This window comes from Bacillus hominis (assembly GCF_018332515.1).
GTDB classification, from domain to species: Bacteria; Bacillota; Bacilli; order Bacillales; family Bacillaceae_G; genus Bacillus_A; species Bacillus_A hominis.
The window spans coordinates 1-12340 of sequence record NZ_BOQD01000109.1; the positions used below are offsets into that span (position 1 = coordinate 1).

The following is a 12340-nucleotide window of genomic DNA, read 5'->3' on the forward strand; positions in this document are numbered from 1 at the left end:
TCATTCTATATTCTTTCAGGCTTAATCACAGGGTTACTGCTCTAGTCCGTCAGATATATTACAATAAAAGGAAAATGGTTTAGCTTTGCTGCTTTTCTTAGTTATCTTGATGGTCTCTATGTTTGAAATTATACTATTAAAAAAACATGTAGATCAGAGGGAGAACCAGTGAAGAAAAATTGGAATGAAGAAGAGCTTTTAGCAAACTTTATGTTAATGCCAAATGAACTACATCTATCTATGGGGAATAAAACAGAAACGAACCGTTTGGGCTTTGCCGTGTTACTAAAGTATTTCCAACAGAAAGCTAGATTCCCTAGCCAAAAGCAAGACATCCCAAAAGTAGTGATCGAGTACATAGCGAAACAGCTTGATGTTTCGCATGATCAATTTGATGAATATAGTTGGGGTGGAAAAGAAAAGACTTATACCCGACATCGAAAAAATATAAGGGATTTTTTTGGATTTCAGGAGCTTACACGTACAGATAATGATCGTTTGGGACAATGGTTAGAAGAACAAGTTCAGTCTACACATGATACAGACTATTTAAAAAACCAAGCATACAGTCTCTTTCGTAAATGGAAAGTTGAACCTCCTTCTATTGGGAGCTTAAAGCGTATGATTGACTCTGCCATTGATACTTTTGAAAAGAGCTTATATAAAATGACATATCAGCAATTATCTGCTAAGACGTGCACTCGGTTAGATGCTTTACTTGAGTCCCATGCTGATGAGGATTCTGATGGAGAGGAAACCGACATTTTAACTTTTCGTCAACTATTATCTTCTCCTCGTAAACCAAGTGTAAATGCGATGGAGATGGAGGTTAAAAAACTGTTAGCTATACGACATCTCCAAATTCCTAATGGTTTGTTTCATCATATGACTCCAAAATTACTAAAGAAATATCGACTTCGTGCAGCTACTGAGACTGTAACGGAATTGCGAGCACATCCAGCACCCATTCGCTACACCTTACTTGCCATCTTATTTTGGCATCGTCATGCTGAAGTTATCGACTATTTAGCTGATCTGTTGGATGAAATCACTCTCAAGTTCGGAAATAAGGCCAAGAATACTACCCGTAAAGAAGCAGTAGAAGAGTTGGAAAGGGTTCAAGGGAAAAATAAACATATTATCAACTTATTAAAAGCGACGGTTAATCATCCAGATGGAATTATTCAAGATACTCTATATCCGATTGTAGGCGCTTCAACAATTCGGGATATTATTAAAGACATGACAAGAAATCACCGAGAATACAAAGAAAAAATCTATATAAAGATGCATTCTTCCTATCGGGGGCATTATCGGATTGCTTTCTGTAATATCTTAAAAAATCTTACGTTCAGATCTAATAATCAATCTCATCAACCTGTCATTGAAGCTCTTCAACTAATTCGAGAATATGGTGATAGTGGTCAACGTTTTTTTGCAGCTAATGACGAAGTTCCTATTGAAGGAGTGATCCAGCCCAAATGGAAGGATATCATTATTGAGACGGATAGTAAGGGAATGGAGAGGGTTAACCGAATCAATTATGAGATTGCTGTTTTACAAACACTTCGAACGCGCCTCCGGTGTTTTACCGTTAATATCAATAACATGTGTTGTATTATCGATTTTACGAGTACTGATGTTAGAATTTACTTTATCAAAAGATAATGTAGAACTGCCCCACATTTCATTAAATTCAACCTCATATATACCAGCTAGTTCTGGCCAATTGATTTCTACAACATGTTGTTGGTTACCATCTAAAATTCCTTGTTCCATATTCGTTTCAGAACCATAGGTCCTAAAATTACTCTCAATCCTTACTTCTTTATTAAAACAAGTATAAAATGATTCCTACTTCAAATACTAAAAAAAAACTATTGAAGGATATGATTCAAATGACACTCCATCTAAATAAAAATAACTGCCCTAATTATGAAAAAATTAAATACATCCTCAACGAATCACCAGACTTAATGTGTAGAACACTTGAAGTTGGTGGAGATTGTCTCGAAGTTATTTTCATGAAAAATTTAATTAAACAAGAGTTTCTAAATGAGTATGTAATTAAATACATTCAACAACTTCCGATAGAATACATAACTTACTCTTATTTATTGAAAAACATACCAATGAACGAAGTAAAGAAAAACCTTAAGGAACAAGAGATTATCTCTTCCCTCTTAAATGGATTCGCTTATATTTACTTATCAGACGAAAGTAAAGCATTTATGGTAAATTGCGCCAACCCTATTGAAAGATCTATTGAGAAAGCAGAAACAGAATCATTGGTATACGGTCCTAAAATATCGTTTACAGAATCATTATCTTCTAACATTAAAATTATAAGACGAAATCTAAATGATTCTAATTTGTGTACAGATGAATTAAAAATAGGAGAACGTGTTAAGAAGCAAGTAAGAATTATATATCTTAAAGATATAGCGGATGATGACACACTTAAAACACTTAAGGAGAAGTTTGAAAATATAAAAACTGATAATATAAGTGACAGTTCAGTATTGGCACAATGTCTTGCAGATAATCATTACTCATTTTTTCCACAGTTTATATTAACAGAGTTGCCCGATAGATTCCTCTACTCTATTTTAAACGGACGGATTGGTGTTCTTATAGATGAAAGTCCAATTGCTATTATTGGACCTGCTAATTTTTTTTCGTTTTTTGAATCAACAGAAGACATATATTTGAGATGGTCCTTAAGTACTTTTATAAGATTTATACGATTATTTGCTATGGCAGGGTCACTATTTCTTACAGCATTTTATGTTGCAACCATGACATTTCACTTTGAACTAATTCCATCTAAATTGTTACTTATAATTGGGCAATCACGTTCACAAGTTCCTTTTCCACCTTTGCTAGAAGCACTTTTACTCGAATTATTAATTGAATTACTTAGAGAGGCTGGGGCACGCCTTCCGTCAAAAGTAGGGCAAACAATGGGGATTGTTGGAGGTATTGTTATTGGCCAAGCAACTGTTGAGGCAGGTTTAACTAGCAACATTTTAATTATTATTGTGGCATTTAGTGCATTAGGGGCATTTACGGCTCCTATTTATGAAATGGGCACTGCTATAAGAATTGCTAGATTTCCTTTCATTATTCTAGCAGGTGTTTGGGGATTAAATGGGATTATTATCGGTGTCTGTGTAATGATGGTCCACTTGTTAAAATTGACATCATTAAACAAACCTTATCTTGCACCTCTATACCCTTTTAGGATTAAGGATATAAAATACTTCTTAATACGTCTACCCCACCATTTTTATATGAGACGTCCTGTTGTCAATCGCCCAAAAGATTCATTCCGCACAAGGTGGAGATTTAAAAAAACAGAAAAAGATTTAGATGAATTTTGAGGTGGATAATGAAATCAAATATTAGTTTTGTAAATGCCTATATGGCTTTCTTTATCATACACACTTCGCAAATTGGTATGGGCATACTTGGAGTCCCGAAAATTATTTATCTTGAATCTAAGAAAGATGCTTGGATCTCAGTTTTACTATCCGGTCTATTCATTAGTATTATCACTTGGATTATTATTAGCATACTTAAAAAACATGGAAACTGTAATCTTTATGAAATACACGAAAATTTATTTGGTCGCTTTATAGGAAGTATCATCAATACCTTAATTGTCATTTACTTTATTGCTGTACATTACTCTATCATCATCAGTTATGTTGAATTGTCCCTAACATGGGGATATGAAGGAGTTTATGAATGGGTAGGCACTTTAGCACTATTATTAATAACAATTTATGCAGTATCAGGTGGATTCAGAGTAGTTGCAGGGATATGCTTCTTATCCTTTTTAATGACTATATGGCTGCTATTTGTGATGTATCAACCACTTGATTCCATAAACTTAACTAGAATTTTACCCATCATGTCGACAACTCCGTCAGAAATGATGAAAGGAGTTTTTAAAAGCAGTTATACAATGTTGGGTTTTGAGACTTTATTTTTTATTTTTCCTTTTATAAAGGAGAAAAAAAAACTACTTCTATTCAGTCAATTAGCAATCTGGTTTACCACACTTCTTGTTTTAATTGCAACTGTTATTTCCATATTATTTTATAGCCCTAAAGAATTAGAAAAACAGATCTGGCCTATTGTCAGTATGATAAGCGCTGTCCATTTTCCATTTATTGAGCGCTTTGAATCTATAGCAGTTTCATTATGGATATTAGTTATTTTTCCAAATTTATGTATAATCCTATTCATTTCTTCCAAAGGAGTTAAACAAATATTTCATTTAAAACTAAAACATGGAATATGGGTAATCTCAATAATCATTTTTATCACGAGTTTTTTTATCACAAAAAGAGTCGACAATAACCTTTTGATTGATAAAGTTGGTCAAGTAGGCTTTTACCTATGGTTTATCTATCCAATATTCTTATATTTCATTTCAATCATTAAATCTAAAATCTTTTCACGTTCAAAACGGAGTTGAAAAAATGAAAATACGGCTTATTCTACTTTGTGTCTTTCTCTGTACGGCATGTATGCCACCTGAAAAAATATTAGAAAGGCAAGGAATTTCAACTATTATTGGTTTTGACTTACTTGATGAGAATACATACAAAGGCACTATTAGCTTGTTACAATTCGACCGTAAAGAAGAAAAGACGAGTGTAACCATTTCTGCCGTCGGAACTACAAGCAAACAAATAAGACAAAATTTAGAACAACAGACAAGCCACCACCTTACTTCTGGTCAATTAAGGACCATACTGTTTAATAAAAATATGGCAGAAACAGTAGGAATTTCTTCTTTTCTGGATACTATGCAACGAGATAGCAGTATCAGTTCTTTAATCTTTTTGGCCATTACTGATAATGCTGAGGAGACGATTAAAAATAAAAACTATGAAGAATATCCCGAAATGGGATCCTATATCTATCAACTATTGGATAAACACGAAAAGAAAGAAATGTTAGTCAACTCCAACTTGCATGATTTTATTTCCACACTATATGAAATTGGTATCGATCCTACCTTACCTATTCTATCGAATGAGAATGGTGTAGCACCCTATTTAGATGGGGTTGCATTATTTAGGGATGATAAAATAGTTGGTTCTATTTCCATGAAAAAAAACCTGTATATAAAATTATTCACCAATCATAATGCTTTTTTGGGGGATATAACTTTAAATATTCCTGCAGAGGTATTAGAAGAAAAGGGAATAAAACTAGTCGAAAAGCAAAAAGGAGATAAATTTAATATTACAATTCACCCAATAAAGTACCGCGGAAATGTTGAATTATCTCAGGAAGAGTCGGTTAATTTAAATGCATCTATTTTAGTTTCAACTATAGAATTACAGCCTTCTGTTACTCTTAAAAATAAGGAATCAATAAAAAAAATGGAGCTAATAATTGAAGAAGAACTAAACAAAGAATTCGGGGATATTCTTGAGGAGTTTAGAAAATTAAATACTGATCCAATTGGCATTGGAAGAAAAATAAAAAGTATAAGAAAATATTCCAATTTAAATGAAAAAGATTTGAGAGGAAAGTATTCCACATTAAATTTAAAACCAAATATTAAGGTAGAAATAAAACGAACTGGGGCAGTTGATTAGTTCACGAATTACTTGTGAAGAACCTCATTTACTTATGAAGAGCTCACCGAGGTTGATATTAAACTTATCTTCCAATAGTTCAATAATTGTATGTAAAACCATAATTAACTACAATCCTTATTCAACAATCTGGCCCTATTGCGGAACAAAAATAAAAGAGCTCTCTTCAGTCATACTGCGGCTGGTTAGTTTAATAAAATTAGCCCCATAAACGGACATTTATGGGGCTGGTCCTTATTGGAGCAAAACACACTCTATTTACCCTGATCTTTGGTACCAAAACTCATTCCCAAAATCAAAGTAACATTTTTAATAACAAACACCGTTTTTGGTGCTAATATATTCATATAAATAGTTTTTAGTAGGTGATTAATTATGATTTTTGGTTACGCGCGAGTGAGTACGGAGGAACAAAACCTAGATATGCAAGTTGATGCATTAACACAATTCGGGGTTGAGAAGATTTATAAAGAAAAATTAACTGGCACACGAAGAGATAGGCCTCAATTAGAAGACCTTTTAAAAATTTTACGAAGTGGCGATAAAATTGTTGTATATAAACTTGACCGTATTTCACGTTCCACAAAACATTTGATAGAACTGAGCGAATTATTTAACGATATGGGTGTACATTTTGTATCAATTACTGACAGTATTGACACTTCAACCGCAATGGGAAAGTTTTTCTTTCGTACAATGGCAAGCATCGCTGAACTAGAAAGAGATATTATTAGTGAACGAACAAAGTCTGGTCTTCAAGCAGCAAGATCAAGAGGAAAGAAAGGTGGGAGACCTACTAAGAAAGAAGATAAAGTGGAAATGGCTGTTAAGATGTATAAGAGTAAAGACTATACAATTAAGCAAATTACAGTGGCGACTGGTATCAGTAAGACCACGCTGTATAGGTATTTAGACAAGGCGCTATAGGGTTGCCTCAGTAATTTAGTTATTAACGATTTGTAAAGATCTTATCGATTAAACCGTATTCTAAAGCTTTTTCTGCTGTCATGAAGTTGTCGCGGTCTGTGTCGCGTTGTAGCACTTCAAGTGGTTGACCAGTGCGGTCAGCAAGAATTTGGTTTAGTTTTTCACGTAAGAATAGGATACGTTTAGCAGCGATTTCGATTTCAGTCGCTTGACCTTGTGCCCCGCCAAGTGGTTGGTGAATCATTACTTCACTGTTTGGAAGTGCATAACGTTTTCCTTTTTCACCTGCTGCAAGTAAGAATGCACCCATAGATGCAGCCATACCGATACAGATTGTTGATACTTGCGGTTTAATAAACTGCATTGTATCGTAAATTGCCATACCTGCTGTGATAGAACCACCAGGGCTGTTGATGTAGATGTGAATATCTTTTTCTGGATCTTGAGATTCCAAGAATAAAAGCTGGGAAACGATTGAGTTAGCTACGTTGTCATCAATTGCGCTACCAAGCATAATGATGCGGTCTTTTAATAGTCGAGAGTAAATATCGTAAGCGCGTTCTCCACGATTTGTTTGTTCAATTACTGTAGGAATTAAATTCATCTGTTATTTCCTCCTTCAAAAGCTTTCTTAGTCTTATAATACAATTATGGTCAATAAAGGTCAAACGAAACCACTTTAAATCAAAAAAATATGTAGTTGTACCATGAAATATTCGCTATGTTTTTGAAATTCCCTGCTTATGTATCTTCAACATCATAACCGAATTACATAAATTTAAACGTTATAAAAACTGTAGAAAAAAAGAAAAGAACGCCTTTTTTACTGAAGCGTTCTTTCGATATCTATTCTTTTAAAAGATAGGTCACTTTATTTAAAATCTTTTCGATTTGTTTCGCGTTTTTACTATACATTTCGCTTGCTGATTTCGACTTTGTTTCTAAAGAAAATAGTTCAAGATCAGCATGACATTTTTTTAAAGATGCCAATAATAAAGGTTTGTTTTGAGGAGAAGGCATTTGTAGTTTGTCATTATAAATGTCGATAGTAAGTTGTCCATATGAATCCACTTGACCGAGAAAGACGTTTTCAATGACAACACCGAGTTTTTCGAGCTCAGAATGTAACCAAGCTCGGTTATGTCCGCTTGCTGAAAGAGGTTCATCTAGTACATTGCCATCCATAATAACAGTTTGTGGTTCTTTTTCGTTTGCTACTTTTAAACCGATGTCTTTTGCTGTGAGTGGTTGGCGATCTTTCTTTAATAATACATTTAATTCTCCGCTCGGTTCTAGTACAGCAAATTCAACATCAGCTACGCTGAAGGCATCTTTTCCACGAAGAAGTTCCAGTAATTCGTCACTTGTATATTTTTCTTTCTTTAAGTTGTCTTCGAGTATCTTTCCATCTTTTATTAATACGGTAGATTTCCCTTCAAAGAAGTCCCGAGCTGTTTTGTTCTTTAAAGAAAGGATTCCTGTTAAAAAAGGTACCACAGCGAAAATGAGTATCGCAAAGACGCCGTGAAAAAATTTTGAATCGAGCCCTGTAGATACTTGGGCAGCGATGTCACCGATTGTCATTCCGGCTATGTATTCAAAAAAGGAGAGCTGAGAGATTTGTCTTTTCCCTAACCATTTCGTAATAGCGAATAAAATAATTAATATGAATACAGAGCGAAGAATGACAAGTGTCCATTCCGGCAGGTGAGACATAGTCATTTCCTCCAGTCTACTTAAAACCCTTTATATTGAGGTTCTTCACGTTCTAATACTGAAACTCTATTTTGTAAATCAGCGATGATGCTCTCCATTTCTAACATACATTCATGAAATACACGTTTTGATTCTGCGTCCTGTGAATGTAGTGAAAGGGAGCTCAAACTTGCTTGAGCGCCCCTTACACTAGCAAGGCAGGTTTTTACGCTAGCGATAACAGTCATACAAACACCTCTTATCCTTTCGGTTTGAATAGCAATGCTCCGATGAAACCGAAAATAATAGCTGCGGACACACCGGCGCTCGTTACTTTAAACATGCCAGTAATAACGCCAACGATGCCATGTTTTGCAGCTTCTTCCATTGCACCGTGAACGAGGGCGTTACCGAAGCTTGTAATAGGTACAGTTGCCCCAGCTCCAGCGAAATCAATTAATGGTTCATACAAATTGAATCCATCTAATATAGCTCCAGCAACAACGAGTGTTGCCATTGTATGAGCTGGTGTTAGCTTTCCAACATCAAACATAAGTTGGCCGATTACACATATAAGTCCGCCAATGACGAAAGCCCAGAAAAAAATCATTGCGTTGCACCTCCAAATTCAATCGAAACGGCGTGAGCGATACACGGAATTGTTTCTTCTTGTTGGAATGTAAGTGGAGATAGTAAAGCGCCTGTCGCAACGACAAGTATTTTATTAAACTCTCCTCTTTTCATTCGGTTTAATAAGTGACCGTATACGACAGTTGCAGAGCATCCTGGTCCGCTAGCACCAGCGATGACAGGCTGCCCTTCTCTATAAATGAGTAGCCCGCAATCTTGAAACTGTTCGCTCGTTACTTTCGTTCCATGTTTATGTAGTAAGTCATAAGCAATTTCACGGCCGACATGTCCGAGGTCACCCGTTACGATTAAATCGTAGTAAGAAGCATCAATTTGTCGCTCGCGTAAGTGAGCTTCAATTGTATCAACGGCAGCTGGAGCCATTGCCCCTCCCATATTAAACGGATCTGTTAACCCCATATCAACCACTCGTCCGATTGTGGCGGATGTTACCCTAGGACCGTGTCCAGTATCGCTTAAAATAGCAGCGCCAGCACCGGTTACTGTCCACTGCGCGGTAGGTGGTTTTTGCCCACCATATTCGGTAGGATAGCGGAACTGTTTTTCTACAGCTGTATTATGACTGGATGCACCAGTTAATAAATATTTTGCGCCTTTTGCATTTACGATACTTGCTCCAAGTGCTAAACCTTCCATAGAAGTAGAACAAGCGCCGAATAGTCCGAGATAAGGAGTGCCCAGTGTACGGCAAGCAAAGCTTGTAGGGGTAATTTGATTAATTAAATCGCCTGCGAGTACAAATTGAATATCGTCTTTACGAAGTTTTGCCTTTTCAGTAGCGCGGCTACAAGCTTCTTCGAACAAAATTTTATGTGCTTTTTCATAGGAATCTTGTCCGAGCCATAAATCTTCATGGAGGGTATCGAAGTCTTCTGGAATTTTGCCTTTAGCTTCAAACGGCCCGCCAACGACTCCCGTCGAAATAATAACTGGTTTGTTTTCAAATACCCACGTTCGGTGTCCTTGTAACATTTATAGCCCTCCCCATTGAACGAGAATCGTTTTAATAAGTGCGATGACGAAAGCGGAAAATACACCAAATAAAATAACAGAACCAGCTAATTTAAACATGTTACCACCAACGCCGAGTACAAAACCTTCTGTGCGGTGTTCGATACATGCGGCAATAACGGAGTTACCAAATCCAGTGACAGGTACAGCTGTGCCTGCTCCGGCAAATTGACCAAACCGATCGTATATACCAAATCCAGTTAATAACATGGAGATGAAAATAAGAGTTGCGACTGTTGGATTCCCTGCTGAGCGTTCAGTGAAATCGAAATACGTAATATAAAAAGTAGAAATGAGTTGCCCAATTAGGCAAATGAAACCACCAACGAAAAAGGCTTTTATACAGTTTTTTAAGACAGGACGCTTCGGTTCGCGTTCTTGCTCGAATTTTTTATATTCCTGTTGCACAGGGGTTAAGTTTTTATCTTTACTAGACATTGCAAACCTTCCTTTTCTTTTAAAAAGCGTTAAGTGTTAGACTCCATTTTTTTACCAATGAATTTTAATTGTTTATTAATTTCATCTTTAGATATTTTCTTTTCCTTAATTTTTCTTTCAAGCTTTTCAAGTAACATAAAGATTTTTTTATCTGTACTTACACGAACATCGAAAGTGGGGTGCTCATCACTTAGCTGCTTTTGGAGCTTCTTACGGAGAGGTTTTAATCCAAATCTTTCGTGATGCTCAGGTGTAACTGCTATGTAGAGATCTAAATTTGAATTTACTGCTGTACTTTTTATAATTTCATCCATAGTGAGAGCTCTTTTCTTGGCTCCTTGTGATATAGATTGATTAAAGGATTCCATACTCGTTTTTGTTAACTTTGGACCTTTCTCTTTCTCCGTTCGTTTTGCTTCTTCTTTCACTTTTTTATCTAAAGGACTATTATCACATCCGGTAAAAGAGCTAAATAGAAGGGCAAATAATACGGTTATGAGTCCGAGTTTTTGCATATTTATCATTCCATTTCTATTGCAATATGTAATGTGATAGAAAAAGGATGACTGCATATCATCCTTTTTCTATTTCACAGCAAGACTGATTCGTTATTGCTGTGAGTATTGTGGTTCTTCTTGTTTTACTTCTTCAACGCGTGGGTTTAAAGAATCGATAATCGTTTGTGTTTGCTGTGCAGCTGTTTGGAAAAGTTGCTTAGCTTGTTGGTTATCCGTATCAAGAGCGAATCCCTCTAAGCTAGCTTGTGCACTTTTTAATCCAGAAACAGTTTGTTTTAATTTCGTAATTACAGTCATTGAATGAAGCCTCCTTTGGAATATCAATTCAAAGATTATAATTTGTGAGTTGGGGTGAATTTATGATTGGAAAATTTAGGGGGGTGCTTTGTTAATATACTCATAACTAAGCGTCATAAAGGATTACGGGGATATTTTTATTGATTTAGATGGATTTTATTGCTATTATTATGAGAAGAAAATGAAGTGTTTTCTATTATCATGCGCCCATAGCTCAGTCGGATAGAGCGGTGGTTTCCGGTACCACGTCTTATATATGACAAAGGAAACCAAATGTGCTTTAGGGTGCGGTATAAAGCTGTTTGTCGGAGTTTTTAACGCTTAACTTGAGCGGGAACAAACCGCAAACGTCCTACGTAGGCATTAGCGAATTATTGTCGCATAGTAAAAAGGTGCTACGTGTAACCAAATGAAGATAATGATAGTACATATGCGGAGAGCTTCCGTCTGAAATTCGTTTCAGATAGGGGGCTCTTTTTTTATTATGTCTAAAAGTATACGAGTAGTAAAAAGACGAAGAGAAGTAGTTGATTTTATTGGTACTGCGGAAGCACTAGACACAGAAGCGGCGATAGCGATTGCTGCGCAGGCATTTCGGGCAGAGGGATTTAGAAAGCGTACTATAGATGATTACAGCAAGCTCTTTCGTTATTTCATGCGAGAATTGAACATTGAGAAAGTCGAGATCATTACGGCGGCACATGTACAAATGTATATTAATAAGCTGCTTAATCGAGAATTAGCACCTGCCACTGTAAATATTCGCATATCGGCGTTGAAGTCGGTCTTTAAGCGATTGAATGAGCAGGGCTACATTAAAAGCAATCCCGCTGTAGACTTTGTAAAGTTACGTACCGATGAAGCGCCGATTTTTACGCTAAATCATAATCAGATAAAGCGCATTTTTCGTGTGGTAGATAAGACGACCTATGCAGGCTATAGAGATTACTGCGCCATGCTGCTTATGTTGCACTGCGGGTTGCGTGTAAACGAAGTAAATCAGCTAGAGGCTAACGATATAGATTTTGATAACCTTACGATTATGTTAGCAGGCGCTAAGAATAAGAACCGTAAAACTAGAGCTGTACCTATGACGAAGAAGGTAGCGGAAGAGCTACGAATGCTTATAGGGGTCCTACCACATGCCCATCAACTTAAGAACGAAAACAAAATGAACTTTCG

General features: G+C 36.1%; 13 protein-coding genes and 1 pseudogene. 6 read left to right on the forward strand and 8 right to left on the reverse strand.

Annotated features, from left to right (window positions below; genetic code table 11):
- Positions 1–168 precede the first annotated feature (168 nt).
- From KI356_RS12385 to KI356_RS12405, 5 genes and pseudogenes are all read left to right on the forward strand, one after another.
- Positions 169–1587 (forward strand): annotated as a pseudogene (locus KI356_RS12385) (DUF4158 domain-containing protein); the annotation flags it as partial.
- Positions 1588–1898: 311 nt separating this feature from the next.
- On the forward strand, positions 1899–3383 hold the full coding sequence (locus tag KI356_RS12390; protein ID WP_212935566.1) for a spore germination protein: 1485 nt from the start codon (positions 1899–1901) through the stop codon (positions 3381–3383).
- 8 nt (positions 3384–3391) lie between these two features.
- Entirely contained in the window at positions 3392–4486 is a 1095-nt protein-coding gene (locus KI356_RS12395; protein ID WP_000841208.1) for a GerAB/ArcD/ProY family transporter, read from the forward strand.
- Positions 4487–4490: 4 nt separating this feature from the next.
- On the forward strand, positions 4491–5621 hold the full coding sequence (locus KI356_RS12400) for a Ger(x)C family spore germination protein (protein ID WP_000702268.1): 1131 nt from the start codon (positions 4491–4493) through the stop codon (positions 5619–5621).
- Positions 5622–5996: 375 nt separating this feature from the next.
- Positions 5997–6548: a recombinase family protein gene (locus KI356_RS12405; protein WP_000576160.1), complete on the forward strand. Its 552-nt coding sequence runs from the start codon at positions 5997–5999 to the stop codon at positions 6546–6548.
- A 22-nt stretch (positions 6549–6570) separates the two neighbouring features.
- Here the strand turns inward: KI356_RS12405 and clpP are convergent, their stop codons facing one another.
- The 8 genes from clpP to KI356_RS12445 all read right to left on the reverse strand — a co-directional run bounded on the left by clpP (position 6571) and on the right by KI356_RS12445 (position 11158).
- Positions 6571–7152, reverse strand: coding sequence for an ATP-dependent Clp endopeptidase proteolytic subunit ClpP (clpP, locus tag KI356_RS12410; protein ID WP_001049162.1), 582 nt, complete (start codon positions 7150–7152; stop codon positions 6571–6573).
- Between the two features lie 242 nt (positions 7153–7394).
- The gene (locus KI356_RS12415) at positions 7395–8264 is read right to left on the reverse strand and encodes a DUF421 domain-containing protein (RefSeq protein WP_012552713.1); all 870 of its coding nucleotides are present in this window, start codon (positions 8262–8264) and stop codon (positions 7395–7397) included.
- 20 nt (positions 8265–8284) lie between these two features.
- Positions 8285–8491 carry a DUF1657 domain-containing protein gene (locus KI356_RS12420; protein WP_000215901.1) on the reverse strand — a complete coding sequence of 69 codons (207 nt, stop codon included), beginning with the start codon at positions 8489–8491 and terminating at the stop codon, positions 8285–8287.
- An 11-nt stretch (positions 8492–8502) separates the two neighbouring features.
- Positions 8503–8853, reverse strand: a complete 351-nt coding sequence (gene spoVAE / locus KI356_RS12425) for a stage V sporulation protein AE (RefSeq protein ID WP_000575919.1) — start codon at positions 8851–8853, stop codon at positions 8503–8505.
- Positions 8850–9866 carry a stage V sporulation protein AD gene (gene spoVAD / locus KI356_RS12430; RefSeq protein WP_000938965.1) on the reverse strand — a complete coding sequence of 339 codons (1017 nt, stop codon included), beginning with the start codon at positions 9864–9866 and terminating at the stop codon, positions 8850–8852. Before spoVAD ends, spoVAE begins: the two co-directional genes overlap by 4 nt.
- Positions 9867–10343 carry a stage V sporulation protein AC gene (gene spoVAC / locus KI356_RS12435; protein ID WP_000095403.1) on the reverse strand — a complete coding sequence of 159 codons (477 nt, stop codon included), beginning with the start codon at positions 10341–10343 and terminating at the stop codon, positions 9867–9869.
- 29 nt (positions 10344–10372) lie between these two features.
- On the reverse strand, positions 10373–10858 hold the full coding sequence (locus tag KI356_RS12440) for a YhcN/YlaJ family sporulation lipoprotein (protein ID WP_001170597.1): 486 nt from the start codon (positions 10856–10858) through the stop codon (positions 10373–10375).
- Between the two features lie 93 nt (positions 10859–10951).
- The gene (locus KI356_RS12445) at positions 10952–11158 is read right to left on the reverse strand and encodes a DUF1657 domain-containing protein (protein WP_000216164.1); all 207 of its coding nucleotides are present in this window, start codon (positions 11156–11158) and stop codon (positions 10952–10954) included.
- Between the two features lie 484 nt (positions 11159–11642).
- Here KI356_RS12445 and KI356_RS12450 point away from each other — a divergent pair.
- Positions 11643–12340: tyrosine-type recombinase/integrase (locus tag KI356_RS12450; protein ID WP_202283972.1), on the forward strand; the 698-nt coding region annotated here is incomplete at its 3' end.